Origin of the sequence: Streptomyces argenteolus (assembly GCF_042902585.1) — a bacterium.
GTDB classification, from domain to species: domain Bacteria; phylum Actinomycetota; class Actinomycetes; order Streptomycetales; family Streptomycetaceae; genus Streptomyces; species Streptomyces argenteolus.
Window position 1 is genome coordinate 523,271 of sequence record NZ_JBIBEG010000003.1, and the last position, 25,780, is coordinate 549,050.

A 25,780-nucleotide genomic window follows, 5' to 3' on the forward strand; every position below is an offset into this window, starting at 1 on the left:
GGTCCGCACCGGCCGCCGTGCGGGAGCCCGGACCGGCCGCATCCGCCCGGTCCCGGCCCTCCGCCGCCTACACTCCCGGGCATGGCATGCCGTATCAGCGAACTTGTCCTCGACGCCGCCGACCCCGGCCGGCTCGCCACGTTCTGGAGCGAGGTCCTCGGCTACGTCGAACTCGGCCGCGAGGACGACGGAAGCATCGAGATCGGACCGCCCGGCGTCGGCTTCGGCGGACCGCAGCCCACCCTGGTCCTCAGCCCGAGCAGCGACCCGCGCCCGAGCAAGCTTCCGCTGCACATCGACGTCAACTCCACCGACCGTGACCAGGAAGCGGAACTGGAGCGGTTGCTCGCCCTCGGCGCGACGCCGGCCGACGTCGGCCAGACCGGCACGGAGGACTGGCACGTCCTGGCCGATCCCGAGGGCAACGAGTTCTGCCTGCTGCGCACCCGGCTCCAGCCGCTCTGACCCCGCTCCCCCGGTACGGGCCCTCTCCCTCTCCGCAGCACCGTGCATCGGGCACCGTGCATCGGCGAGGCTCCTGAGTCACGAAGCGGTGTGCCCGTACGCCGACCTGCCCGGGCACCGACCCGCACGTGCGGCGGTGTACCCAGGCGCCGTTGTGCCAGGCGGCGGTCACGAGGCCAGGCCTTCGAGGACCGAGCGGGGCGGCCCCCGGCTGCCCCGGAGGCGTCCACGACACGTTCGGCGGGGCGGGCGGCACCGTGCCCCGCCGGGAGCGCAGACCGAAGCCGCCGTTCGCGGCGGCGACCCCCGCCGCCGCGAACGGTACGAGCAGACCGGCCCGCCACCCCTCCAGCAGCGCGGCCTGCGACTCCTCGTGCGTCGCGGCCACGCTGACGGCGGTGACGGCGTGTCAGCCCCGTCGAGATCCGGTCACCCCTGGGAGATGGCGGGTCACCCGGCCGCGGGGCCCTCCGGTTGAAGATAGCGAGCCAGGAGGTCGTCCAGGCTCACGATGCCCGTGAGCCGCCCGGCGTCGTCGCGGACCACCGCGAGCGAGGACCGGCGCCGGCGCAGCAGGTCCAGGGCGGCGGCGACCGTGGTGTTCTCCGTGACCTCCGGCACCGGCCGGGCCAGCGCGCGGGCGTCGACGGCCCGGTCCCGCGCACGGGCGACCAGGACGTCACGCGCGTGCACCGAGCCGAGCACGGTGTCGTGGTCACGGACCAGGAGCCGCGTGCGATCGCCGGACGAAGCCACCCGGAGGATCTCCTCCGCTCCGGCGCCCGCCTCGACCGAGAGGATGGCGTCGGCCGGGACCTGCAGGTCCCGCACGGGCGTCTCCGGTTCGGTGAGGGAGCGGGTCAGCAGGCCGGAGTCCACCCCGCTGATCAGGCCGAGTCGTTCGGACTCCGCCACGAGGTGGGTCAGCTGCTCACGGTTGTGGACGGAGGCCAGCTCGTCGCGCGGGGTGACCCTGCACAGCCGAACGAGCCCGTTGCTGACCCTGTTGAGGACCCAGATGAGGGGGCGCACCACCTTCACGACCGCGCGGAAGGAGGGGGAGAGCAGCATCGCGGAACGCTCGGGGTGGGCGATGGCCCAGGACTTGGGCGCCATCTCGCCCACGACCATGTGCAGGAAGACCACCACGATCATCGCCACGGCGAAGGCGACGCCGTAACTGAGTGCGCTGGGCAGGCCCAGGTCGTTCAGGAGGGGGTCGAGCTCATGGGAGATCGCCGGCTTGGAGACGGAACCCAGGCCCAGCGTGCAGACGGTGATACCGAGTTGGGCGCCTGCCAGCATGAGGGAGAGTTCCCGCATACCCGCGAGGGCGGCCTTGGCCCCCCTCTGCCCCTGGGCAGCGGCCTTCTCCATGCGGTGCCGCTTGGCGGCCACCAGGGCGAATTCGGCGGCGACGAAGAATCCGCTGCCGATCAGCAGCAGGACCGTCACGAAGAGCGCCATCGGAAAGCTCATGCCCGCTCCTCCGTCTGTTCGGGAAGTCGCTCGATCCGGACGCGGCCGGGCACATGCCGGTCGAGGGTACGGACGTCGATGACGACACCGGCACCACCCGCGAGGATGAGGGTGAGGCGGTCACCGATGGCCGGGAAGCGGCCCAGCCGGTCGATGACGAGCCCGGCGACCGTGTCGTAGTCGTCGTCCTCCGGGAGTTCGAGCCCGGTGACTCCCGCGACCTCGTCGAGACGGCGGCCTGCGTCCACCAGCCAGCCCTCGCCCTCCGCGACGGCGATGAAGGTCGCCGCGTCGGACTCGTCGGCGATGTCGCCCACGAGTTCCTCGGCGATGTCCTCGTAGGTGACGATGCCGGCCACGCCGCCGTGCTCGTCGAGCACGACGGCGAACTCGTCGTCCCGCTGCCTCATCCGTGACACCGCGGCCGGGAGCGGGAGCGTGTCCGGCAGCAGCAGCGGCGGACGGGCCGCCGCCCCGGCCGTGGCGACGGCCGCCTGCCGTGCGGACATACGCATCAGTTCGCGCACCCCGAGCACCCCTGCGACGTCGTCGGGGTGGTCGCCGATCACGGGGTAGTGGGAGTGTCCGTACGCGCCGATGAGGGTGACGGCCTCGGCCGCGGTGGCGTCCTTCCGGACGAAGACCGCGTCCACGCGCGGCACCATCACCTCCCCCAGTGTCCGTTCCGAGAATTCGAGCGCGTGGTCGACCAACTCGGCGGTCGCGCGCGGCAGCTGGCCCTGCTCGTGGGACTCGCCGATCAGGTGACCCAGTTCCTCCAGCGTGGCGCCGTGGTGGAGTTCCTCCACCGGCTCGATGCCGGTCCTGCGCAGCAACGCGTTCGCGGCGCCGTCGAAGATCCGCACCAACGGACCGACGACCTTGAGGTAGCCGAGCGTCGAGGGGGCGAGCGCCTTGGCCAGGCGCTCGGGGACGGCGAGGGCGAGGTTCTTCGGAGCCAGCTCGCCGAGCACCATCTGCACGACGGTGGCCAGGACGAAGGCAAGCACCACGGAGATGCCGGTGACGGCTCCGTCGGGGACACCCACGCCGGACAGGACCGGCCGCAGCAGGGCGGAGACGGCGGGTTCCGCGATGAATCCCACGATCAGCCCGGTCACGGTGATACCGAGCTGGGCACCGGAGAGCATGAAGGACAGACGCTCCAGCACCTTCAGGGCGCGAGCGGCCTTGCGATCACCTCGCTCGGCCTCGCGCGCGAGGGCGAGCCGGTCGGCGGAGACGTACGCGAATTCCTGGGCGACGAAGTAGCCGGTGCCCGCGGTCAGCACGAACACGGCCAGCACCCCCAGCCAGGCTTCCACGGCACTCATCCGACACCACCCCGCAGCGTGCCGCTCTCAGGCGTTTTCCGGCGAGGTGGCCGGGGACTGTGCCCCGATGGGTCCGTCGACGATCTGGCGGACAAGCGTCGGCTCCTAGGTCTGGTACGGGTCTGGTGGGAACGATTGGGGACGAAACGATGTTCCCGACCGGCGTACGCGCGAAACGGCGCCACCGGCCGTGCGCACGGGATCACGCACCGCCCCCGGCCGCCCGGCGCACCGGTGAGCGGCTGACGCATTCCACCGGTCACGGGCCACGCCGGGGAAGGAGTCTCCACCTGCGACGAGGGCAAGTCTATGCTCTACATGGTTGTAGAAACAGACCCACGGGCCCGTATCGCACCCACTACCCCCACCGGGCAGGGGCCGGACGGACTGATCCAGGCCCCCCGCGCACGCACCCCGGGCTGCCCCACGACTCGACCAGCTCCCCCACACCACGAGGCCACGCCCGCTCTCCACCTCCGGGTCCGGTCGCCTCCGCACCGGCAGCTTCTTCGAGAGCCAAGGGGATTCGCTCAGACGCGTATGGTCGGTGCGCGCTCCGGTACTTCGCAGACAACGACGGGGCTTGGTCCCACCGATCGGTCGTTCATGCTTTGGTCAAAGGTTCCATCATGTGGGCGGCTCGGGCGGGACGATCTTGATGGGGGCACGATGCCTCGCATGACTGAGGAGATACGCAAGGCATACCTACTGGGCGCCGAGCGGGCCGTGCAGCTACTGGCCACGGAAGAGGTGGCGCGTTGCTGGGACGAAGAGTCGGTGCTGCCGGGGATGACGGTGGGTGGACTGGCCGGTCACCTTGCGCGCAGCGTTCTGCAGGTCGAGTGGTTTCTCGAGGGCGAGACGGTCGGCGCGGATCCAGTTTCGCCGGTGCGCTACTACGCGCGGCTCGTCGGCACGTCTCTGCCCGACTCCCCGCTCAACGTCGGCGTGCGTGCGCGGAGCGAGGAGACGGCAGCCGCGGGGCCCGCCGCCGTGGCTGAGCAGGCGCGCGCTGTATGGCACAGGCTGGCACAACGGCTGGACCGAGAGCCGGCCGATCGGCGAGTGGCCGTCCTCCACCGGCCCGGGGAGGAAATGCTGCTCGACGGCTACCTCCAAACCCGATGCGTCGAGTTGGCAGTGCACCTTGATGACCTGGAGCTGAGCGTGGGCGTTCAGAATCGGACACCCGAGGCCACCCTCGCCCTTGCAGTCGACGTCCTCGTCGCGGCCGCTCGTGACCGACACGGCGATCAGGCCGTGCTCCACGCGCTCGCCAGGCGTGAACGTGACGCCGGCCAGTCCTTGCGCGTGCTGTAAGCAGCGGTTGACGTTCCGGGCCTGAAGGGCGCGCGTCGGTTGCCGACGCCTGCACCCCGCCACGAACGCAAGCCGGGCCCAGCGCCTCGCCTTCGACGGCCGTCGGTCCGGTGGCGCCATGGCGTCAAGAGGGTCTACCCCCGAGCGCTTCACCTCGGCCGAGGGGGAGCCGAGTTTCGACCAGGAGAGTGCATCGATCATGACCGAATTCGTCCGCACAGGGCGGTTGTTCCGGGTCGTCGGGTTCAATCCGTCCCACCGGCAGCTCTTCTTGCGGAGCGAGGCAACACTGGTTGACGGGACTACGACACGCATCGAGATCTGCATCGGCCATGTGGAGCTGATGCTCCTCCAGCCCTACTACCGCGAAGGGATCCACATTCGGCGCGCCGATCCTGAGGAGTTCGCCGTGTTGAAGGAGCGGCACAAGTTGGAGCCGTCCGACGCCGAGTACACCTGGATGCTGGACCCCGAAGGGGGCAGCTTTGTCATCGGCGGCAACCCGAACTGGCGCGAGGCGGAGTACGCGCTGATGGGCGACCGGGAGTCGCTGTACGACCTGTCCAAGCCCTGGCCGCCCGACTTCCCGGTGGAGACGGGCAACGTCGACTGACTCATCGTTCCGGACGAGCGGACATGGCTGGGGGGCACCCGGAGCCACCGGATGCGGCCCAGCAGTCCGGGACCCGCCCTTCCAGCAGATCTACCCCAGGAAACGACGGCGTGGTACGCCAGGAACTGTCCCCGTTCACCAGGGTCAATGGGCGAGGCCGGCGCCGTCAGCCATGGGGCCCCACGTCGACAGGTCGAGGGGTGCCACTGGCGCTGCGGCGACGACATGGACGACGCGGGACGAGTCGCGGCCGTCGATCTGTTCCTGCCCCGGGTGGATCTCGATCTGTGCGATCTCGGTGATCACGGGTGTGGTGTTCCCTTCCTGCTTCTCGGGTCGGACGTCCAGAAGAAGACGGCCGCCGGAGCGGCGCTCTCTGCCCACTTCAACGGGATGCGCGCACCACGCTCGCTGCCGAGCCCCATCGTCACGACCCGCTGACCCGCTGACCCGGTCAAGGACGCCAGACCCCAACTGGTCCCCCACTGGTCCCCAAAAATGATCAAGGGCCGGATTCGGATTCCTCCGAAACCGGCCCTGACCTGCGACTGTCTCCAGTCGGGACGACAGGATTTGAACCTGCGCCCCCTTGACCCCCAATGGACGAAACACAGTCCAGGGGCTTCGTTAGATCCAGGGAGAGCGGAAAACGTCCAGGTCAGCGCCGGTTTTTCCGATTCGTACCGCGCAGTTCGTGAGACCTGTGTAAGACGACCGTGAGACGACAAAGCCCCGGCTCGGTGAGTTCACCGGCCGGGGCTTCGCCGCGCCTTGGGCCGGTCAGTTCTGCTCGTCGTCCTCGGACTCTTCGCCGACGGCGAGCGACCCGGGTTCAGCAGGGGCCGTACTGATCCGCAGGCATCCGTCCGCGCCGAACAGCTCGATCACCTGCGACAGATGGGCGCGGGCCGCACTGCGGCCGGGGGCCTCTCGAGTGGTCACCCGCGCCCCTCCAGGACCGCCCACACGATCTTGCCCCAGCGCCGCTCGTCCGTGCCCCAGTCGGCAGCCAGCGCCGCCACGAGACGCAGACCGCGCCCGCCCTCTTCGTTGTCGTGCGCTTCGCGCTCCACCGGCCGGGCCCGGGAGAGATCCGCGACGCCGACACGCACCCGCGTGTCGCCGGGACGGTCGATGACGACCCGGATGGACTCCCGCCTGGCGTGCTGCACTGCGTTGGCCACCAACTCGGAGACGATCAGCGCCCCGTCCTCGGCCAATGCGTCCAGCCCCCAGACTGCACAAGCGGTACGAAGCAGGCGCCGCGCGGTGGCTGCGCTCTCGGGCTGCCTCGCCAGGGTCTCGCTGTACCCGGGGTGCCCGGTCCGGCGGGCCCGGGTTGTAGGTTGCGGCACGTCGGTCTGCTTCCTTCAGATCGGCCAGGCCCGGGGCCGTTCGCGCGGTCGCCGGGGCGCTTCGCGTTCAGGTAACCGGGGTGCGTGATCATGCGGAGGAGCCAAACAGGGGGCCAGGGAGGGGCCACACTGGATACGGAAGGGGGCCACCATGAGCGACACCACCGAGCGACGCCGCGAGTCCGGCGCCTACCTCGCCGGTCTGCGGCGGCACTCCGACCGCTCGCAGCGGCAGTTCGCCGCCGTGCTGTGCACCGTGTCGATCAGGACTTCTCGGCTACACCGTCGTCAGCGACGCCTTCGGGCGTCGCCGCAAGGGAAAGCCCGAGGCCCACGCCGCCTTTTGCCGACTCACTGCCGACTGGATCCGCCAGGCACGCGAAGAAGCCGGCCGCCCCGTCAGTACGCCATGGCAGCTGGTGGCGGTGAAGGCGCCCGCTCTCGTCCGGACCCACCACAGCGAGCCGGAACGCGATCGCGGCGATCGCCCCGCGGGGCGACAGAGGCGGGTGTCCGCTCCCCATGGGCGCCGGCTGCCACGCGGGCCGGCCAGCGCCTTCCCCGTTACGAGCGAACTCTGGACCTAAGGGCTGTCCCGCAAAGATCGGCTGGTGTGCCCGGCCTCATGGGCGCGGAGCCAGGGCCGCATAATGTCCCCTGTGATGAACAGTGCAGACCTGCAGCCTGCCCGGATACCGGGTTACGACGGCGGCCCCCTCACTTACCAGGCCGGGTTCCTGGACGAGCCGCTCTTCTGGCTGGGGCACCTCCACTCGTGTATCCAGAGCGAGGACGCCGAGGAACTGCTGTTCGGCGCGGACTACGACGCGGCCAACGACTTCCAGCAGCGACTGTGGGCGCGGACCGAGTGGCCGGCATTCACGGTCCCTCTCGCTGCTGATCACCGTCTCCACGTGGTCTACCGCACAGTCACGGACGATACCGGCACCGACTACCTCCTTCACCATCCCGACTGGGACCAGGCCGAACTCCTCGCCCGGGACGACGGGCACTTCATGGGGCCGGGCCTGTCCTGGCCCGAGCTCGTAGCAGCTGGGGACAACATGCTGCCCGGCGGCAGCACCACCGATCCCCACTCCCGCCTGCTGCTCCTGCTGCCTGCGTTCGGCGACGATGCAGTATCCGACGATGCTGTTGGCCGCCTGGCGGGTGCGCTGCAGGCCCGCACGAGCGTGGAAGACCCCGAGGCCCTCGCCTCTGCTCTCCTGGAGGACCAAGGGGCCCCGGGCCCCGCGCGCTGGACGACAGCCGGGCACGGTTTCTCCGTGAACGATGGCGAATACTCCTTCCGCAACCCCACCAACCTCTTCGCCCTGTCAGCGGGTCGCCTGGCCCGGGTAGCAACCGCGCTGACGCCGTGACTCACACACCAACTCCCGACGGCGAGTTGTCGCGTTCGGAACGATCCAGCCGTGACTGCTGTGATCACGGCTACGCAGCCGACGTGGATATCTCCGTTCACCGGGCTGAGCCCGCGCTGTTTCAGCAAGTTGGTGCCTATGCTGCGGCGTGACGAGGCAGACGCGGTTCGCAGGGGCCGACCGTAGAGCCTGCTGCGGGCGGACCGGGTACCGCTGGTCACGGCGTACCGGCGCACGAACTTGACGATGCGCCATCTCGCCCCGCTGTTCGGCGCCTCGAAGTCCGCAGCCGACCGCATCATCGACCACCTCGGGCCCCTGCTCGCTCTCCAGCCCCGGAAGCGGTTCCGCAAGGACACTGTCTCATCGTGGATGGCACGCTTGTACCCACCCGCGACCACACGGTGGCCGAGCAATCGAAGAATCGGGGGCCAAGGCCGCCGTCAGCAACACGATGACGATCGCCCCCACCCGCCCCGAAGCCGTGATCCACATTGCCCAAGTTGGACTCTTTGCCACCGAAGTTGGATCGGTCAGGCGGTGGTGACGAGGTTCGCCTTCTCGTGTCGACGTTCGCGTGAAAGTACCCAGCCAGGCGCGAACGCACCCGGCACGCCGTACCCTCCACGGCCGGAGCCAGGCCGGCTTTCGGCCTGCGAGTTGGGAGTCGTTCAGCACTGGTGAGGGATGCCCAGTCCGCGTAGGAGCTGGGCCAGTTCCTCGCGGAAGAGCTTTTCTGGGCTGACGGTCTGGTTGCGCATGTGGCCGTAGACCTCAAGCGACACCAGGCCGTGCAGCTGCCCCCAGATGCGCAACGCGAGTGCAACGGCCGCGGGCGGCAGTTCCGGGAATGCCGGGCGAACCTTGTCGAGAAGCCCGGCATCGAAGTCGGACCATTCGAACTCGCTGCCTTCGTAGAAGCGTTTGGCTCGGGGCCAGGCAACTGCCGCGAGTGCGGTGAGTCCTGTGCAGACGCGGCGTGCGGCATCCGGTGCGGCGCCTTGCTCGGGAGCACGGTAGCCGGGAACAGGGTCACCGTAGATGAGCCGGAAGCCCTCGGGGTTGGCCAGGGCCCAGTTCCGGAAGGCGCTTGCCCATGCCCTGATCCGGGCGGCGGGATCCGGAGTGGGAGCAGATTCCCAAGCCGAGTCCACGGCGTCGGCCAGGGCGGTGTACACGTCGTTGATGAGCGTGGTGACCAGGTCGTCGCGGGTGGCGAAGTAGCCGTAGATAGCGTTGGCGGTCATGCCCATCTCGCGGGCGATGGCCCGCAGTGTGATGGCGTCGGGTCCGCCTGAGGCCATTAGCTCCAGTGCCACGCTCTTGATTTCGGCCGTCGTCTCGGCGCGCAGCCGCTCACGTCTTCCCCTGCTTGCTGTACCGGTCACGAGGACACTCTACAGCGTCACCTCAATTGGTGGCCGTATGGAAACTTCACGGCGTATAGTCGCCGCTGGAGCGTCACGGCGGTCGCTGACGCACCCGCTTCCGCATGAACGAAGGGAAGAACCATGCGTATTGGAGTCATCGGAGCTACGGGAACCATCGGCAGCCAGGTCGTCGCCGAGGCCCTCGACCGAGGGCACCTCGTTCAGGCATTCAGCCGCGATGCTTCCCAGGTCAAGAGCAACGAGCGCCGGGACGGCGTCAGCTGGGCGAGCGTCGATGTCCTGGACCCGGCGAGCATCGCGGCAGCCCTCCCAGGTCTCGACGTGCTGATCAGCGGCTTCCAGCCCGGCAACGCCGCCCATGACATCGCGGACACCCTGCGGCGTTCGATCGCCGATCCCACGGTCTACGCCACCGCGGCGCGAGCCCTGCTGAAGGCGCTGGAGAGCCACCCCAGAACCCGGCTCATCGTGATCGGCGGCGCGGGCAGCCTGGAAGTCGAACCGGGGGTAGTACGCGCCGACTCCGATGAGCTCCTGCACGCGACACTCGACCAAGTCGGGCTGCCTCGCGAATATGCGGCAGCAGTGCGCGGCCACCGAGACGCCCTGAACGTTCTGCGGACCTCCAACCGCTTGTGGACCTACTTCAGCCCGGCCGAGGACATCGCCCCCGGCGAGCGCACCGGTCGCTTCCGGATCGGCGGTGACCAGCCCGTCGTGGACGCCGACGGCCGCAGCCGCATTTCGGTGGAGGACGCCGCTGTTGCCCTGATCGACGAGGCGGAGCTGCCGCGCTTCGTCCAACGCCGCTTCACGATCGGCTACTGATGCCCGCAGCTGGTATTCGCCACGAGAGAAAGCACCCAGAGGCTGGTCATGCATGGCCTGACCCGCCTGGGCACGTTCAGGTGTACCCCGACATCTCGCGCCGGTAGGCGCGTTGTGCTCGGCAGGAGCCTGAGCAGGTCAGGCGAATCTGCCCGGTGAGCCCAAGGTGAGTGGCGTCCCGCAGACGACGCAGCAGTTCGGTTGGTTGCCCCGGGTGTTGTCCGCAGCTGGCTGAGGCAAGGTGGGAGACCGCGGTCGACGCCTCGGTTGATGTAGGACCAGCGAGCGCAGCGCTTCGAGCAGTAGATCTTGTTGGTCGGGCAGGAGAGGAGAGGGGGCCTGTGGACGATCGCGTCATTCCCCACGGGTAAGTTCACGTAATTCCCCAAGTCCTGGCTCGGGAGGGCTAGGAAGTCATCTCAATTGGCTGGGCAGGCTGCTGGTCATGGTGGGTTCGTTGAACGTCCGCTTCTCTCGCGGAGGCGCCGCCGCACTCCCTCGCCGGCCAGGGCGCGAGTCATCTCCAGCCGATTCCCGCCTGAGCTTGTACGTCATCTTCAAGAGGCGTGAATGGCTGTAGCGCCCCACCGGGAGATCGCGGCTACGGGTCCTGGCGTGCGTGCCGGGCCCTGGCGGACGCCGATCGCACCCAGCCAGGGCCCGGGGCCGCGTCGAAGTCCTCGGTGAAACGGTAGATGCCGCGCACGCCCGTGTACGCGGCTACCAGGGCCAGGATCCATGCCAACGCGTCGGGTCCCGGTCCGCGTTCGGCCACGAGGAGAGCGAGCAGCGTCACCGCGGCCATGGCCAGCGCGGAAAGGTGCGCGGCGGGGCGGTACTGGGAGGTGCGCGGGGGCAGGCGGACGCGGCGGGCTGCGGTGGGTTGCGCATGCTCCGGTGCGTACGCCGACTCCGCGGCGTGGCGATCCGTCACTCCCCGGACGACGTACCCGTCGTCCGTGACCAAGGCCGCGCCCATCGCCTCCGTCGGATCGCCCCAAGACCCGCCGGCCGCGGCCCAGCAGAGCCAGCCCTCCCGGCCCTCGAGGGCGATGCCCGGTTCCAGATCGAGCCAGCGGAACGCCGTGTTCTTCTCGTCCGCGGTCCGCAGCGCGAAGGTCCGGTCGTCGGCCGTGAGCGACAGCCGACGCGCCAGCCAGGTCACGGTGCCCTCACCGTCCCACTGTGCCTTGCCCGCCCGGACGCGGCGGGCCGCAACCGTACCGGCGGCGGCATCCCGGCGCAGCTCGGACGGGCCCGCGTGAGGGCCGCCACCGGCGAACAGGCTGACCACCCACAGGCGCAGCAGGTACAGAGACACCAGGCGAAGATCAGGTCTCGTTCACTGCAGCGACGGATGTGACGTTTCGCGGCGGGTCCACGGTTCCTGGTCCACGCCCACTCCATCCATCGTCATCCCCGCGAGGAGTCCCACGGCACCTGATATCAAGCCCAGCAGCAGGCTGGCCCAGCGCGGAGCGACATCCAACAGGAACGGGACAGCAAGAAGGGCACCTGCCGCCGCGAAACGCAGGTGTGAGGCGTGCGTTCCCACGAAATAGCGGGAAGGCCGGGGAATCGGTGTCACAGAGAGCGCGGTGTCGGTTTCGCAGACGGGCGCGGCTCCCTCATGCAGGTAGTACCGGTGATCCTCCTCGAGGGTCGCGCCCCAGACCACATGGCCGGAGTCGGAGACGAAAGCAGCGGAGACCGTGCGCGCCTTGCCCGCCTCAGCGACGTCTCGCCATCGGGTCGGCCAGCACAACCAGCCGGCGTGAGCGACGAGTTGGGCAGCGGCGTGGGTGAGGTGCTTCTCGCTGACGATGCTGCCGTGTCCGGCGTGCACGGCCTGCAGTCGGACGACGTGTTGCCCGTCGGTGTCGTCTTCGGACGTCAGCTCAAGGCTGTAGGAGTGCTTGACTGCTATACGACCGCCGTTTCCAGCCGGGTACCGGTATGCCTCCTGTACCGCGGTCCCGAATCGGACGCGGACCGCGTGCACGCCGCCTGCGGCAGCATCCTTTCTCAGGATGTGCTGCGCGTGGTCGAGGTAGCTCTGGAGCAGGGACAGGAGACACAGAGACGACACGACCCCGAGGACGAAGGTGAGCAAGCAGTACACGGCCCCGAGCTCTGAACTCCGGCCGCTGTAGAAGGCACTGTTGGCTGCGGCAAAGGGAGCCCAGACGGTGAGATAGGCCGCTGCCACGAGACCCCAGTCACGGCGCACCACCCCCAGCTTGCCGGGAATCGTCGTTTGTGGAGGAGCGGTGGCCGGCAGTGGCCTTACCAGGGGAGCCGACCGCGAAGCGTGCAGCCAGCCCACAACGAACGCCGACGCCAGGCCCAAAGGTACGAGGATGTCCCAGCGCGGGCCGTCGGTGTGGGACTGCAACGAGGCAGCGCCCCAGGCGGCCGCTGCCGACAGCAGGGTCGCCGCACCCACAGCCCTGGCGACAGGTGTTGAATGGTGCTGCATGTCTTCTGCCCGCCCCTGGCTCGACGATCTTGTGTGTGGCAAGGAGAGTACGCCCCGCTGATCGGTATCCGGAAGCGGCGGGGGCGAGAGCCGGAGGTCTGGCGCTGTCGCGGCTCATGACCATCGAGCACGCACAACTGGACTGCCGTTTCGCCCTGGTGAACAGCTGCCCGGGGCATCACGCCCACCCAGGGCACCTCAGTGAGCGTTTGGCTTTTCGATCTCTGTTTTATTTGGTTGGGCGTCGCGCCAGTTCGGGGCGGCCTCGTGGGTGAGGCGGCGGGTCATGAGGTTGATGGCGGCCGGCTGGATCATGGCGGCTGATCGGTGGGGGTGGGTTTCGTAGTCGCGGGCCAGGCGGCGGTGGTGCATGAGCCAGCCGAGGGTGCGTTCGATGACCCATCGACGTGGTTGGACGTGGAAGCCTCGGGTGGTGGGGTCGCGTTGGACGATCTCGAGGTCGATGCCCAGCTGGGCTGCGTGTTCTACGGCTTTGTTGTCGATCAGGCAGGCGCTCGGCTGGCTTGCGCGGCCCTCGGCCTGGCGGACTTTGCCGCGGAGGAGGCTGGTGAGCTGGTCGAAGATGCCGTCGGCTTCCCAGCGGGCGAAGTAGCCGTAGACGGTCTGGTGGGGTGGGAAGTCGTGCGGCAGATAGCGCCAGGGGATGCCGGTGCGGTCGACGTAGAGGATGGCGTTCATCAGGGTGCGTAGGTCGTGGGTGGGTTTGCGGATGCCGGCGCGGGCTTGGCGCCAGGTTTCCAGGGTGGGGCGGATGAGTTCCCAGCGGGCCTCGGACAGGTCGCTTGGGTAGGACTGCGAGGGCTGCATGATGCCCCAGCGCATCCTGTCCGTCGGCCCCAATCCGGACGCCCGCCTGTTCACGGGCCCGCGCGGCGGACGTATCTCCACCGCCGTCCTGCGCGACGCCACACACTGGGACGACGTGGTCACCAAGCTCGGCTACGAGCATCTGCGCCGCCACGACCTCCGGCACACCGCGCTGACCTGGTTCGCCGACGCCGGGGTCCAAGTGCACGTCCTCCGCAGAATCGCCGGCCACGGTTCCCTGACCACCACCCAGCGCTACCTGCACCCGGACGTCCACAAGATCACGGCAGCCGGGGCGGCGCTCTCCGCCCACTTCAGCGCGTACCACGCTCACTGCCGGGCCCAGTCGTCATGACCCGCTGACCCGGTCAGGGACGCCGGACCTCCAGCTGGTCCCCAACTGGTCCGCAAAAATGATCAAGGGCCGGTTTCGGATTGCTCCAAAACCGGCCCTGATCTGCGACTCTCTCGAGTCGGGACGACAGGATTTGAACCTGCGACCCCTTGACCCCCAGTCAAGTGCGCTACCAAGCTGCGCCACGTCCCGATGCGATTCCTCCCGGTGTTCCCGGGTGGCCGCGCAGGACAAACATTACCTCACTCCGAGGACCGGATCGACGCCCGGACCTGCTGGGCGCGGGTCGCCAGTCCTTCCGCCCCGCAGGCGGTGGCCAGCTTCTGGGCACGGGCGACCTCTCGGTGGGAGCGGATCGCGGTGCCGTACTCGAAGCGGGCCAGCGCGTGCTCGTAGGCGGACGAGGAGGACTCCAGGTGACGCACCGCCTCGGCCAGCAGGTGGGTGGCCTCCTCCTCGGGGGCGAAGAGCGAGACGCAGCGCAGGGCCTCACCGATGGCCGTGCCGGTGCCCAGGCGCTCCGCGTGGACGCGGGCACGGGTGGCCAGCTGGGCCCCGCGGACGGGGTCGGTGTCCGCCAGAGCTCGGGCGAGGTCGCAGGCCCAGGGCGCCCAGACACCGTTGAAGCGGCCCCGGGGCTCCAGTGCGGCTCCGGCGGCCTCCAGCTCCGCCACGGCCTCCTCGAAGCGCCCTTCGGCCAGGAGCAGCCGGCCTCGTACACACGGGGCGTCCGGCAGGACCATGGCGCTGGGGTACGGCGGCCCGAAGTTGTACCGGTCCGCGACGAGCCGGGCCTCCGCAGTCCGGCCTCGCGCGAGCAGGGTGTCGACGAGCAGACAGGTGGCGTCCCAGTGGACCGGGAGGCCGCTTCCGGCCCTGTCGGCGAGCCTCAGTCCTTCGCGCAGGAAGCCCTCCGCCTCGGCGAGACGGCCACGCCTGCGGTGCACGAGGCCCAGGAGGGTGTGGGCGAACGCGAGGTGCGCGCCGCTCCAGCCGGAGATCTCGAAGGCGCGTACGGCCTCGCTGAACAGGGCTTCGGCCCGGTCGAGGCGGTCGGTGAAGGCGTAGGTGATGCCGACCATCGCGGGGAGCTCGAAGCCCCATTCGGAGTCGGTCCAGCCGAGCCCGCGCGCGGGGCGGCCGTCCACGAGCGCGCGTTCGCAGAAGTCCGCGATGATCTGGGCGTCCTCACCACGGAGCATCGCGTCGAACGCCCGCAGAGTGAGCAGCGCGCGCTCGGCGTTGTCCCGGCCCTTGAGGTGGTCGGCGTTGCGGGCGAGCCGTGCCGAGCGACCGGGGCCGTCGTCCTCGGACGCCTGCATGCCCTCCCACAGGAAGTGCGCGGCCTGGAGCCGCATCAGGCCGGGGCCCGGTTCGGTGCGCGCGGCCTCCGCCGCCAAGGAGAGTGCCGCGTCCTTGAGCTGGTTGTTGTGGGAGAGGGCGGAGGCGAGCCGGAAGGTGGCGTCGATCCTGAGCGCCGCGTCCAGCCCCGGTGTGTCGAGGGCGGCGCGCAGGTGCTGCACGGTGGTGGCCGGCGAGGAGAGCAGTGTGGCGCAGCCCAGTTCGTACAGGAGGGCCGCCCGGTCGTGGGGGCGCGGCGGTTCGTCCAGCGCGCGTTCGAGACAGCGCCTGGCGGCCTCCGGGGCGCCGACGGCCAGATGCTGACGCGCTGCCTCGCGGAGCTGGGCGACCAGTTCCTGGTCGTCGTCCGGGTGGACCTCGAGCAGGTGCCGGGAGGCGGCAGCGGCACCGAGGCCCGCCTGGGTGATGGCCCACGCCGCCCGTCCGTGCATCGCGGTGCGGGTCGCCGGCGGGATGGACCGGTAGACGGCGCTGGCGATGAGCGGGTGGACGAACTCCAGCGGGTCGAAGCCGCTGACGATACGGGCGTCACGCAGTCGCGCCGTGCAGTCCGCGGCCTCCGCCGAGCTCATGCCCGCCAGGGTGGCGGCGAGTTCCTGGGAGATCTCGGTACCGAGCACGGCCGCGGCCCAGGCGAAGCGGTTGGCGTTCGTGCCCAGGCGTTCGAGGCGGGCGACGAGACCGCTGCCCCGGGCCGAGGCGCCGAGTTCGCGCAGCAGACCGGCGGATTCCTCGACCGGTGCGAGCTCGCGGTCCTGGGCCTTGGCGACGAGTTCCACCGCCTCGTAGGGGTTGCCGCCGGTGACGGCCCAGACCTCACGGCAGAACGGGTCGTCGGCATGGTCGCCGAGGCCCGCCCGCACCAGTTCGGCGGTGGCGTCGGGAGTGAGGGCGCGCAGGGCCACCCTCACCAGGGCGGGGTGGCCCTCCGTGCCGCCGCTCGCCGCGCCCCGCGGCATGGCCCAGTCGGCGTCGCGGTCGGCGAATTCCTGGGGTCGGTGCGCCTGGACGACCAGGACGGGGAGTTCGGAGAGCCGGGCGGTGAAACCGGCGAGCCAGGCGAGGGACTCGCCGTCCGCCCAGTGCGCGTCGTCCACTATGAGGAGAAGCGGCCGGTGGCTGAGGCGGGAGGCGAGCCGCGCCACGACGAAGTCCAGCCCGTCCCGCACACCTTGGGGATCGGGCTGTGGGCCGCTGGGCTCGGCGAGGCCCAGGGCGGGCGCGGTGATCTCGAACCAGTCGCCGAACAGGGCGCGCGCCTCGTCGGCGGGGAAACGGTCCAGGGCGGGCTGGAGGAGCTGGCGTACGACGTGGAACGGGACCGAGGTCACCGTCTCGCCGCCACGTGCCGACCAGATGGTGCAGCGGTCGGCGGCCATGGCCTGGATCTCGCCGAGCAGGGCTGTCTTGCCGATGCCCGCCTCACCGCTGAAGACCAGCAGCCCACCGGCTGCTTGTCCCCCGCAGAGGGCGTCCACCGCCTTCGCGGCGGCGGCGAGTTCCGGTTCGCGCTCGTACAACGGCCGGGACGGCTTCATGCCTCCCCTTCCCAGGGTGGTTGCGGAGGGTTCCGAGCCTAGCCGCGCGCGGGTGTCCAGGCACAGGGTTCCCGGGGTTCTTCGCAGGTGCGAGGCACAATTGGCGGGTGGACGAATCTCGCAGGGACCGTGACGAGGAAGGACGGGCGCGCAATGCGCGCCCCCGGGACGGGCTCGGGCGCCCCCTGCCGTACGGGGCTGCGGGGGTGGAGCGGCAGCCGGAGGGGGTGGTCCGCTCCCCCGAGGAGACGGTGCGTGAGGCGCAGCGGCTGCTGGACGCGGGGATGCCGTTCCACGCCCACGAGGTCTTCGAGGACGCGTGGAAGTCGGGGCCGGAGGCGGAACGCGAGTGGTGGCGTGGCCTGGCGCAGATGGCGGTGGGGCTGACGCACGCCGCCCGGGGCAACGCGGCGGGCGGGGCACGGCTGTTGAGGCGCGGAGCCACGGCGGTCGAGGGGTTCCTCGGCGCCGATCCGTACGGCGTCGGGGTGGACGGACTCATCCGCTGGGCCCAGGAGTTGGCCGGTCGCGTGGACCCGAGCGGGCAGGAGGGCGCGGACCCCGGGCTCCGGTCCGCGCAGGCCGCCCCCGGCGACGTACCCGCCGGACGGGAGGGTGTTCCCGTCCTGGACGCCGCGGCGGAGGCGCCGTGGCTGCTGCGAGGGGACCGGCCCAAGGAGTAAGGACGTGCGTGCGATAGGTTTTGCTCCTTCTTGACGACGTGTTGATCGCGCTCGTCGATGCACGTTCCTCTTATCCGAACCACTCGCTCAGGAGACGGACGCCCCGATGACGGACATCATCAACGGCCTCGGCCGTGCCACCGCATACGGGGCCCTCGGCGTCGTACTGCTCGTTCTCGGCATTTTTCTGATCGACGCCCTGACCCCGGGCAAGCTCGGTCGGCAGATATGGGAGGAGCGCAACCGCAACGCGGCGGTGCTCCTGAGCTCGGCCCTGCTGGGCATCGGCGGCATCGTGTTCACCTCCATCTGGACGACGTACGAGGACTTCGGCAAGGGGCTCGCCTCGACGGCCGCCTTCGGGCTGCTCGGTCTGATCATGATGGCGGTGGCCTTCCTCGTCGTGGACCTGGTCACGCCCGGAAAGCTGGGGGCCACCCTGGTGGAGCGGGAGCCGCACCCGGCGGTGTGGGTGACGGCGTCCTGCAACCTGGCGGTCGCCGCCGTCGTCTCGGCCTCGATCGCCTGATCCCGGGACCGCTCACGGCCGCCCGGTCGCACGACGGGGCGGCCTCCTGATCGCGGCACCGGCCCCGGCCCCGGATCGCGGGCGGCCGATCGCCCGGTCCGGCGAACAACGCGCTGCGCAGCCATTACGATCCGGCGTCATGAGCACTTCTGACCAGGACCAGGACCGAGCGCGGGACGAAGCGCGGGAGACGCAGCAGGCCCCCGCGCGGGACACGCCGGGCGCCGCACCCCAGCGACAGGGGCGGGGACCGGAGCAGGAACCGGAGAAGGACCTGAGCGCGGCGGACATACCCGAGCCCGCCGAGCAGAGCCGGAGACTCACCCCGCGTCAGGCGCGGCGGTTGCGGATCCTGCTCTCGTCGGTGGGCATGGCGGTGATGGCCGTGGTCCTCGCGCTCCGGATCGCGAGCCGTTCCTCGGTCCTGGTCGTCGGGGTGTACGGCCTGGCCCTCATCCTCTGCGGGCTGGTCATCGAACTCAGCAGGAACGGCCGGACCCGGCTCGGCAGCTGGCTGCTGGGCGTCGGCCTGGCGGCAGCGGTCGGCGCGGACTGGCTGCTCATCCCCTGACCCACGCCCCCCGCCTGAGGCGCATCCGCCTCCTCTGTCACAGCGCGGTGATCCGCACGGGCGGGCCACCCGGGTCGACCCCGTCGAGCCAGCCGGCCGGAAGATGGAGCGCCCTGCCGGGAATCGCGGGCAACAGCAGCCGCTGACGGTGGAGTTCACGCCCGCCCTGGGTGACGGCGAGCAGCGGCACGGAAAGCCTCCGTGTGGTCCGCAGCACGAACCGGTCCCCCTGGGGCCGCGCGCCGTCGGGACCCGCCACGTTGGGGGCGATCCACCGCAGCGGCGCGTCGACGAGCAGGGGGGTCCGGCTCCCGGCCGGCTCCCCCGTGCCGGCCAGGTGGTGCAGCACGGGCACGGCGACGGCCCTGCCCTCCTCGGCGGCGATCCCCGCGCGCTCGACGGCGTGCAGCAGGTTTCCCACGGCGAAGACACCCGGCCGAGACGTCCGGTACGCGGCGTCGTAGGCGGGTCCCCGGGTGCCGGGATCGAGCTGGATGCCGCCGCGCCTGACGAGCTCGTGTTCGGGGACGAAGTCCCCGGTGAGGACCACGGTGTCGCAGCGCAGCGTGGCGGTCCTCCCGTCGTCATGGCGCACGGTCACCCCGGTCAGCCTGGTTCTTCCGCTCAGGCCGGTGACCGTGGCCCCGGTCAGCAGGGGGATCCTGCGGCTCCGCACGGGATTCGGGCGGGCCGGCTGCCCGGTGACCACGGCGACCACCTGGACGCCTGCGGCCAGCAGGGTGGCGACGGCGGCATGGCGCACGGGCTCGTCGCCGACCACGACCGCGCTGGTGCCGATCCGCTGTCCGAATCCGTGGACGGCCTGCTGGAGTTCACCGGAGGTGTAGACGCCGGCGGGCCGGGTTCCGGGGATCAGTCGGGCGCTGCGCGGGCGTTCGCGGGCGCCGGTGGCGAGCACGACGGCGCGGGCCGTGATGCGTTCGAGCCCGCCGGGCCCGGTGGTCTCGACGGTACGTGGACCTCCCCAGCCGGTGACGCTGATCCCGGTGCGCAGTGCGGCCCCCGCCCTCAGTGCCGACTCCACGTGCTGCCGGGCGAACGCCGGGCCGCTCGTCCCGCCCGGAGCCCACCAGGAGGGGCCCTGCTCCGGGTCGCCCGCCACGCCCTGGGAGTACGGCGATCGGCCGGCCGAGAACCGGGCGTACGCCGAGCCGCTCGCCGGGACGTGCGCCGCAGCACCCACCGCGGACCGGACGTACGGGGAGCCGTTCGCCGAGGCCAAGGCGTACACCGACCGGGTGACGGGTCCGCCGAATCCGCCGTGGTGACAGTGCCGGGGTATGCCACCGGCCTCCTGATCGCGCTCCAGGATCTCCACCCGGCCGGCGCCCGCGGCGGCGAGTTCGGCTCCCGCCGCGAGGCCGGCCGGGCCCGCCCCGACGATCAGGACGTCGACCTCCCGTACGGTCACGGTCATGGTCGCGCCTCCTCGAAGAGGGCGCGTACGGCCGCGCCGCAGTGGAAACCCTGGCAGCGGCCCCCACGGGCACGGGTCCTGCGCCGCAGGCCGTCGAGGGACCGGGGCGCAACCGTCGAGGAGAGGGCGTCCCTGACCTCCCCGAGGGTGACCCGCTCGCAGTGGCAGACGAGCGTGCCGTACGCCGGGTCCGCGGCGATCAGACCGGCGCTGCGGTAGGGGCGGGCGGAGGACTCGCCGATGCCGGGCATCGTGAGCGGCGGGAGCTCGTGGGGCTCTCCGCGTTCCAGCCCGATGGCGTCGAGCAGTCCGCCGACGTGCCGGGCGATCGCCATGGACGCGGTGAGGCCGGTGGACCGGATGCCGCCCACGGCGACGTACCTCTGGTCGGGATACTCCTGGATCCGGTAGTCCTCCTGCCCCGTGGCGGCGCGCAGGCCCGCGTAGACGGCGGTGATCTCCTCGTCCAGGAGTGCGGGCACGATCCGCCTGCCCTTCTCACGCAGCGTCCGCATGCCGTCGGCGGTGGAGCCGGTGGCGGTCTTGTCGTCGAGTTCCTCGGCGGTCGGGCCGAGGAGGACGTTGCCGAACACGGTCGGTGCGACCAGGACCCCCTTGCCCGCGGGGCCGGGGACCGGCAGCAGGATGTGGCCGACGAGGTCGCGGGCGAGCTTGTCGAAGACGATGAGCTGGCCCCGGCGCGGGGTCACGGTGAAGACGTCGTGGCCGAGGAGCCGGTCGATCTCGTCGGCGTACAGCCCTGCGGCGTTGACGAGGTAGCGGGTGCGCAGAGGGCCGCGGGAGGTCGTGAGCGTATGGCCGTGCTCGTCGCCGGCGACCTCCCGGACCCGGCAGTTCAGGTGCAGGTGGACACCGGCGCGGACGGCCTGGGTGGCGAAGGCCAGCGGGGTGGTCCAGGGGCAGATTATGCTCTCGTCCGGGACTTCGAGCGCGCCGAGCGCCCCGGGCCCGAGATGCGGTTCACGGACCCGCAGTTCGTCCGCGCCGACGAGGCGGGCCGCGTGGTAGCCGTTGCGGACCGCCTTGTCGAGGAGCCGGGGCAAGGCGGTCAGCTGCTCCTCGTCCCAGGCCACGAGCAGCGCGCCGACGCGCTCGACGGGGATGCCGGTCGCGGCGGCGTAGGCGGTGAGGAGTTCCTTCCCCTCGCGTACGAGGCGGGCCTCCAGCGAGCCGGGTACGGCGTCGAACCCGGTGTGCAGGATCGCGGTGTTGGCCTTCGACGTGCCGCTGCCGATGTCGTCGGCGGCCTCCACCAGCGCGATACGCAGCCGGTGGCGGGCCAGTTCGCGGGCGATGGCCGTGCCGACCACGCCCGCGCCGACGACGGTGACGTCGTACCGGCTCCCCGGGCCCTCGTCCCGGTGCAGCGGGCCCTGCGCGGTGACGGTCTCGCTCACGCGCGCTCCAGGAGGAGGTTCACGGCGGACCGGAAGCCGTCCAGGCGCTCCGCCGCCTCGTCGGGTCCGATCCGCGGTTCGTAGACGGCGGAGGGCCGCCAGGCCGGTGTCGCCCGCCGCGTCGGGAGGTCCGGGTCGAGTCCGAGGCGGGCGACGGCGCCGGCGCCGAGCGCGGTCACGTCGGGCAGCGCCGAGACCTCGACCGGCCGTTGCAGCAGATCCGCCTGGGTCTGCATGAGCAGGTTCGAGCGGGTCAGGCCCCCGTCGACCCGCAGCGCGGTCAGCGGTGTGCCCAGCTCGCACGTGACGGCGTCGGCCAGCGCGACGACCTGTGCGGCGATGCCCTCGCACAGAGCGCGGACCAGGTGGCCCGCGGTGGTGTCGAGTCCGAGGCCGGTCACGGAGCCCCGCAGGTCGCTGCGCCACCAGGGCGCGGCGAGTCCGGCGAGCGCGGGGACGAAGGTGACTCCGCCGGTGCCGGGGACGGTCGCGCCCACGGGGTCGAGGTCGGCGGCTCCGGAGATCACGCCGAGGCCGGTGAGCCAGCGCACGGCGGAGGCCGCCGTGTAGACCTGTCCGTCCAGGCAGTAGTCCGTCCGTCCGCCGAGCCGCCAGGCGACGCAGCTGACCAGGCCGGTGGAGCCGGTGCTGGGCCGGTCACCCGTCTGGGCGAGGAGGAACGCCCCCGTCCCGTAGGTGCACTTGGCGTTCCCGGGTTCCAGGGCGTTCTGCGCCAGGAGCGCGGCCTGCTGGTCGACGATGAGGCCCGTCAGGGGGATCTCGCCGCCGAAGGCGGTGGTGGTGCCCACCGGGCCGGCACAGTCCACGACCGTGGGCAGCCGTTCGCCGGACAGGCCGAAGATCTCCAGTGCGGCGGGTGACCAGCGGACGTCGTGCAGCCCGAGCAGTTGGGTCCGCCCGGCGGTGGCGGCGTCGGTGACGAAGGCCCCCGTCAGCTGATGGACCAGCCAGGAGTCGCTGGTCGTCACCACTCCCTCGCGGGTCAGCTCGCGGCGTATCCACGCCATCTTGGGTGCGGCGAAGTACGGGTCGAGCGGGAGCCCGGTGAGTTCCTTCAACTGAGCCGCGTACGCGCTCAGTTCGCCGCAGAGCGACTCCGCGCGCCGGTCCTGCCAGACGACGGCGGGCGTGAGGGGGCGGCCCGTCGCCGGGTCCCAGGCGAGCACCGTCTCGCCCTGGTTGGCCAGACCGACCGCCGCCACGGCTTCGCCCGCTTCCGCGACGGCCCGCCGTCCGGCGTCGAGGACCGACCCGAGCAGTTCGGCGGTATCGGTCTCCACCAGTCCGCCGGCACCGTGGTGCGGGTGCACGGGCGCCGTCGCGGAACCGATCACCCCCCGCTCGGGGCAGATCACCAGGGCCTTGGTTCCGGACGTCCCCTGGTCCACGGCGAGTACCGGTCCGGTCAATCGACGCTCCAGTCCTGCGGCTGCCCGGTCCCCCGGGCGACCTCGTGATCATCTGGTCCCGCGACCACAGTCGTGCAGTCCGCTCCCCGCGTCAAGCAGGATCCGGCCATCCTGCACCGAGCCCTCCGGAGTCTCCAATGTCCGCCATTCGGACGCCAGTTGAGTAAGATCCGCAAAGTTGCCGAAGGGCGGGTGCAGCGCGCCCTACACTCACCGCGCAGTGAACAACCGGAGTTCCGGCGAGGGCTGTTCGCGACTGTTCTGCCCACCCCCCACGTTCTTGAGGATTCATGTCGAGAAGAACCCGTGCCGTGCCTCCGTGCCCGGCATCCCGCCCCGCCCCCACCGCGTGTCCAGGGCCGGGGCTCGTCCATGGGCACCGGTGATTTCAGGCCGGTCTACCACCCCGCCGGGCCCGATCACGCCTTACGCGTGGCCCTGCAGGATCTGCGCACCGGCAGATGGCTCGCCATGCGGAATCTGCTGGAGAGCACCCCGGACTGGGCACTGTGGACCCAGCGCACGCAGGTCCTCGCGGCGGTGGCGGCGGGCTCGGACACCGTGCACGCGTGGCTGACCGAGGAACCGCGGAGTGTCGCCGCGGCCGTGATGCACGCCCGAGTGGCGGTGGAGCGCGCGGTGCGCGCCCATCGCGAGAAGCGCCCGCGCGCACAGGAGTTGTGGCAGGTCGCCTGGGAGGGCTGCCGCTCCGCGGCCTACGCCTCCCCGCAGGACCCGGTGCCCTGGGTCTGTCTGCTGGCGCTCTCCCAGCTCGACGAGGGGCAGCGCCTGGAGGAGCACCGGCTGCCGCCGCCCGGCCCGATGCTCTTCCCGGGCCCGTGGGGCCTGCTGGCGGAGGCGGACGCACGCGATCCGTTCAATCGTGAGGCCTACCACCGGATGCTGCAGTTCGTCTACGCGAGGCAGTCGGGGGGAACGCTCTCCGAGGCCGTCAACTTCGTCCAGTGGGCCGCCTCCTCGGCTCCGGCGGGCTCCCCTCTGCACGCACTTCCCCTGTACGTGCGGGTGGAGCGCTACCGGCGCGAACACGGCAACGAGCGGGCACTTGACCTGCACTGGGTCACGGAGGACGGCGAGCGCGACGCCCGGCGGGCCCTGCACCTGTGGTTCGACGCGGCGGCCCCCTCCACCCGGTCCCTGCTCGATCTCAACCATCTGGCGCACGCGTTGTGGGGCTCGCTCCGGTTCGCGGACGCGGCGCCGGTGTTCCGGGCGATGGGCCCGTACTACACGTCGGTGCCCTGGTCCTACCGCACCCGCGCACCTCAGGACGCGGGCGGCGCCGAGGACGTGTTCCTCCGTGCCCGCGGCCGTTGTCTGGCCTCCGGGCACGAGCCCGGAACGGAGTCGCACGGCTGATGCGCCGGCGCCCGCCACCGCCTTTCCTCCGTCCCTCGTCCCCCACCTGGAGGTCAACCCGATGTCCATATCCGCCTCGACCCCGCCGAGTACGGAAGCCGCTCCGCACGACGACGAGGAGCAGCGCCTGCGCGAGCTCGGCTACCAGCCGGTGCTGGCCCGCCGCATGGGCGGCTTCGGCAACTTCGCGATCAGCTTCTCCGTCATCTCCATCCTCTCCGGCTGCATGACGCTGTACGGCTTCGGCATGTCCACCGGCGGGCCGGCCGTCATGCTCTGGGGCTGGGCCGGTGTCGGCCTGTTCGTGCTCTGCGTGGGGATGGCCCTGGCGGAGGTGACCAGCGCGTATCCGACGTCGGGAGCCCTGTACTACATGGCCGACCGGCTCGGCGGCCGCAAGTGGGGCTGGTACACGGGGTGGCTGAACCTGCTCGGTCTGCTGGGAGCGATCGCCGGGATCGACTACGGTGCGGCGTTGTTCACCGGCGCGTTGCTCAATCTGCAGTGGGGCTTCGACCCGACCCCCGGGTCCACGATGCTCATCTTCCTCTGCATCCTGCTGCTGCACGCGGTGCTGAACCTGTTCGGTGTGCGGCTGGTCAGTGTGCTCAACTCGATCAGTGTCTGGTGGCACCTGGGCGGTGTGGCCGTGATCGTGTCGGTCCTGGCGATCGTGCCCTCCAACCACCAGTCGCCGTCCTTCGTCTTCACCGAGTTCGTGAACGGCACCGGCTGGGAGAACCCGATCTACGTGGCGGCGATCGGCCTGCTCCTGGCGCAGTACACCTTCTGCGGTTACGACGCCTCCGCCCATCTGTCCGAGGAGACGTCCAACGCCTCGGTGACGGCGGCCAAGGGCATCGTCCGGGCGATCTGGGTCTCCTGGATCGCCGGTTTCGTGCTGCTGGCGGGCCTGACCTTCGCCATTCAGGACTACGCGGGCACCCAGGACAGCGCCACCGGGGTCCCTCCGGCCCAGATCCTGATCGACGCGCTGGGCACGGCCGGGGCCACCGCCATGCTGCTGATCGTCATCGCGGCCCAGCTCTTCTGCGGGAACGCCGAGGTCGCGGCGGCGAGCCGGATGGTCTTCGCCTTCAGCCGTGACAACGCGCTGCCGGGCTCCACCCTGTGGCGCAAGGTCAGCGGGCGCACCCAGACGCCGGTGCCCGCCGTGTGGCTGTCGGTCGGTGTCGCCGCGCTGCTGGCGGTGCCGTCGCTCTACTCCGCGACGGCGTACGGGGCGGTGACGGCGATCAACGTCATCGGGATCACCCCGGCGTACGCCATTCCGATCTACCTCAAGCTGCGCGCCGGGGACCGCTTCCAGCGTGGTCCCTGGCATCTGGGCCGCTGGTCCAAGCCGATCGGCTGGATCGCCGTGGTGTGGGTCGCCGTCGTGACCGTGCTGTTCCTGCTCCCGCAGTCGTCGCCGGTGACGATCGACTCGATGAACTACGCGTCGATCGCGCTGGTCGCCGTGCTGGTCCTGGCGACGGTGTGGTGGTTCGTGGCCCGCCGTTCGTACAGCACCCCGACCGCGTACGGCAACGCTCGGGAGCAGGCGGAGATCGCCGAGGGCATCGTCTGACCGTCCCCGCC

24 protein-coding genes, 1 tRNA gene and 1 pseudogene are annotated in these 25,780 nt (G+C 70.9%); 12 read left to right on the plus strand and 14 right to left on the minus strand.

Annotated features, from left to right (window positions below; all coding sequences use genetic code 11):
- Positions 1–81 precede the first annotated feature (81 nt).
- Positions 82–465 carry a VOC family protein gene (locus ACFY8O_RS14920; protein ID WP_387902099.1) on the plus strand — a complete coding sequence of 128 codons (384 nt, stop codon included), beginning with the start codon at positions 82–84 and terminating at the stop codon, positions 463–465.
- A gap of 450 nt (positions 466–915) precedes the next feature.
- Here ACFY8O_RS14920 and ACFY8O_RS14925 read toward each other — a convergent pair whose 3' ends face one another.
- Positions 916–1,944: a hemolysin family protein gene (locus tag ACFY8O_RS14925; protein ID WP_145805657.1), complete on the minus strand. Its 1,029-nt coding sequence runs from the start codon at positions 1,942–1,944 to the stop codon at positions 916–918.
- Positions 1,941–3,278, minus strand: a complete 1,338-nt coding sequence (locus ACFY8O_RS14930) for a hemolysin family protein (protein ID WP_387902101.1) — start codon at positions 3,276–3,278, stop codon at positions 1,941–1,943. The genes ACFY8O_RS14925 and ACFY8O_RS14930 overlap by 4 nt, the downstream gene beginning before the upstream one ends.
- A gap of 678 nt (positions 3,279–3,956) precedes the next feature.
- Here ACFY8O_RS14930 and ACFY8O_RS14935 point away from each other — a divergent pair.
- Positions 3,957–4,598 (plus strand): maleylpyruvate isomerase N-terminal domain-containing protein, encoded by a 642-nt coding sequence (locus tag ACFY8O_RS14935; protein ID WP_387902103.1) that lies wholly within the window; start codon positions 3,957–3,959, stop codon positions 4,596–4,598.
- Between the two features lie 199 nt (positions 4,599–4,797).
- Positions 4,798–5,211, plus strand: coding sequence for a hypothetical protein (locus ACFY8O_RS14940; RefSeq protein WP_387902105.1), 414 nt, complete (start codon positions 4,798–4,800; stop codon positions 5,209–5,211).
- Between the two features lie 144 nt (positions 5,212–5,355).
- On the opposite strand, the gene ACFY8O_RS14945 is transcribed toward ACFY8O_RS14940, so the two are convergent.
- The 3 genes from ACFY8O_RS14945 to ACFY8O_RS14955 all read right to left on the minus strand — a co-directional run bounded on the left by ACFY8O_RS14945 (position 5,356) and on the right by ACFY8O_RS14955 (position 6,566).
- Complete coding sequence (locus tag ACFY8O_RS14945) at positions 5,356–5,517, minus strand: hypothetical protein (protein WP_387902107.1); 162 nt, start codon at positions 5,515–5,517, stop codon at positions 5,356–5,358.
- A gap of 474 nt (positions 5,518–5,991) precedes the next feature.
- Entirely contained in the window at positions 5,992–6,153 is a 162-nt protein-coding gene (locus ACFY8O_RS14950) for a hypothetical protein (protein ID WP_387902110.1), read from the minus strand.
- Complete coding sequence (locus ACFY8O_RS14955; RefSeq protein WP_387902111.1) at positions 6,150–6,566, minus strand: ATP-binding protein; 417 nt, start codon at positions 6,564–6,566, stop codon at positions 6,150–6,152. Before ACFY8O_RS14955 ends, ACFY8O_RS14950 begins: the two co-directional genes overlap by 4 nt.
- A 662-nt stretch (positions 6,567–7,228) precedes the next feature.
- Here ACFY8O_RS14955 and ACFY8O_RS14960 point away from each other — a divergent pair.
- Both ACFY8O_RS14960 and ACFY8O_RS14965 read left to right on the plus strand, forming a co-directional pair.
- The gene (locus tag ACFY8O_RS14960; RefSeq protein ID WP_387902113.1) at positions 7,229–7,948 is read left to right on the plus strand and encodes a hypothetical protein; all 720 of its coding nucleotides are present in this window, start codon (positions 7,229–7,231) and stop codon (positions 7,946–7,948) included.
- A gap of 51 nt (positions 7,949–7,999) precedes the next feature.
- A pseudogene (locus ACFY8O_RS14965) lies at positions 8,000–8,373 on the plus strand (transposase family protein); the annotation flags it as partial.
- 246 nt (positions 8,374–8,619) lie between these two features.
- Here the strand turns inward: ACFY8O_RS14965 and ACFY8O_RS14970 are convergent.
- Positions 8,620–9,336: a TetR/AcrR family transcriptional regulator gene (locus tag ACFY8O_RS14970; RefSeq protein ID WP_387902116.1), complete on the minus strand. Its 717-nt coding sequence runs from the start codon at positions 9,334–9,336 to the stop codon at positions 8,620–8,622.
- Positions 9,337–9,459: 123 nt separating this feature from the next.
- Between ACFY8O_RS14970 and ACFY8O_RS14975 the strand changes: the two genes are divergently transcribed.
- Positions 9,460–10,167 carry an NAD(P)-dependent oxidoreductase gene (locus tag ACFY8O_RS14975; RefSeq protein ID WP_387902118.1) on the plus strand — a complete coding sequence of 236 codons (708 nt, stop codon included), beginning with the start codon at positions 9,460–9,462 and terminating at the stop codon, positions 10,165–10,167.
- Between the two features lie 601 nt (positions 10,168–10,768).
- Here the strand turns inward: ACFY8O_RS14975 and ACFY8O_RS14980 are convergent.
- From ACFY8O_RS14980 to ACFY8O_RS14990, 3 genes are all read right to left on the minus strand, one after another.
- A complete protein-coding gene (locus ACFY8O_RS14980; protein WP_387902120.1) occupies positions 10,769–11,488 on the minus strand; it encodes a hypothetical protein in 720 nt (239 codons plus the stop codon).
- Positions 11,489–11,509: 21 nt separating this feature from the next.
- On the minus strand, positions 11,510–12,646 hold the full coding sequence (locus ACFY8O_RS14985) for a hypothetical protein (RefSeq protein WP_387902123.1): 1,137 nt from the start codon (positions 12,644–12,646) through the stop codon (positions 11,510–11,512).
- A gap of 198 nt (positions 12,647–12,844) precedes the next feature.
- Positions 12,845–13,474 (minus strand): transposase, encoded by a 630-nt coding sequence (locus ACFY8O_RS14990; RefSeq protein ID WP_387902126.1) that lies wholly within the window; start codon positions 13,472–13,474, stop codon positions 12,845–12,847.
- Between the two features lies 1 nt (position 13,475).
- On the opposite strand from ACFY8O_RS14990, the gene ACFY8O_RS14995 reads away from it, so the two are divergent.
- A complete protein-coding gene (locus ACFY8O_RS14995) occupies positions 13,476–13,829 on the plus strand; it encodes a tyrosine-type recombinase/integrase (RefSeq protein ID WP_387902128.1) in 354 nt (117 codons plus the stop codon).
- A 118-nt stretch (positions 13,830–13,947) separates the two neighbouring features.
- Here ACFY8O_RS14995 and ACFY8O_RS15000 read toward each other — a convergent pair.
- Together ACFY8O_RS15000 and ACFY8O_RS15005 are read right to left on the minus strand one after the other, a co-directional pair.
- Positions 13,948–14,021 (minus strand) — tRNA-Pro (locus tag ACFY8O_RS15000).
- Positions 14,022–14,071: 50 nt separating this feature from the next.
- Positions 14,072–16,729: an ATP-binding protein gene (locus ACFY8O_RS15005; RefSeq protein WP_387902130.1), complete on the minus strand. Its 2,658-nt coding sequence runs from the start codon at positions 16,727–16,729 to the stop codon at positions 14,072–14,074.
- A 107-nt stretch (positions 16,730–16,836) separates the two neighbouring features.
- On the opposite strand from ACFY8O_RS15005, the gene ACFY8O_RS15010 reads away from it, so the two are divergent.
- The 3 genes from ACFY8O_RS15010 (at position 16,837) to ACFY8O_RS15020 (ending at position 18,512) form a co-directional block, all read left to right on the plus strand.
- Entirely contained in the window at positions 16,837–17,412 is a 576-nt protein-coding gene (locus ACFY8O_RS15010; RefSeq protein WP_387902132.1) for a DUF309 domain-containing protein, read from the plus strand.
- A 106-nt stretch (positions 17,413–17,518) separates the two neighbouring features.
- Positions 17,519–17,941 carry a DUF350 domain-containing protein gene (locus ACFY8O_RS15015; protein ID WP_145805671.1) on the plus strand — a complete coding sequence of 141 codons (423 nt, stop codon included), beginning with the start codon at positions 17,519–17,521 and terminating at the stop codon, positions 17,939–17,941.
- 139 nt (positions 17,942–18,080) lie between these two features.
- On the plus strand, positions 18,081–18,512 hold the full coding sequence (locus ACFY8O_RS15020) for a hypothetical protein (RefSeq protein WP_387902135.1): 432 nt from the start codon (positions 18,081–18,083) through the stop codon (positions 18,510–18,512).
- Positions 18,513–18,549: 37 nt separating this feature from the next.
- On the opposite strand, the gene ACFY8O_RS15025 is transcribed toward ACFY8O_RS15020, so the two are convergent.
- The 3 genes from ACFY8O_RS15025 to ACFY8O_RS15035 are packed head-to-tail and all read right to left on the minus strand — an operon-like array spanning position 18,550 to position 22,798.
- Positions 18,550–19,950, minus strand: coding sequence for an NAD(P)/FAD-dependent oxidoreductase (locus ACFY8O_RS15025; protein WP_387902138.1), 1,401 nt, complete (start codon positions 19,948–19,950; stop codon positions 18,550–18,552).
- The gene (locus tag ACFY8O_RS15030) at positions 19,947–21,368 is read right to left on the minus strand and encodes an FAD-dependent oxidoreductase (protein ID WP_387902141.1); all 1,422 of its coding nucleotides are present in this window, start codon (positions 21,366–21,368) and stop codon (positions 19,947–19,949) included. The genes ACFY8O_RS15025 and ACFY8O_RS15030 overlap by 4 nt, the downstream gene beginning before the upstream one ends.
- A complete protein-coding gene (locus ACFY8O_RS15035) occupies positions 21,365–22,798 on the minus strand; it encodes an FGGY family carbohydrate kinase (protein ID WP_387902144.1) in 1,434 nt (477 codons plus the stop codon). Before ACFY8O_RS15035 ends, ACFY8O_RS15030 begins: the two co-directional genes overlap by 4 nt.
- 372 nt (positions 22,799–23,170) lie before the next feature.
- Between ACFY8O_RS15035 and ACFY8O_RS15040 the strand changes: the two genes are divergently transcribed.
- Positions 23,171–24,178, plus strand: a complete 1,008-nt coding sequence (locus ACFY8O_RS15040; RefSeq protein ID WP_387902147.1) for a hypothetical protein — start codon at positions 23,171–23,173, stop codon at positions 24,176–24,178.
- Positions 24,179–24,239: 61 nt separating this feature from the next.
- The gene (locus ACFY8O_RS15045; RefSeq protein WP_145805683.1) at positions 24,240–25,769 is read left to right on the plus strand and encodes an amino acid permease; all 1,530 of its coding nucleotides are present in this window, start codon (positions 24,240–24,242) and stop codon (positions 25,767–25,769) included.
- Positions 25,770–25,780 lie beyond the last annotated feature (11 nt).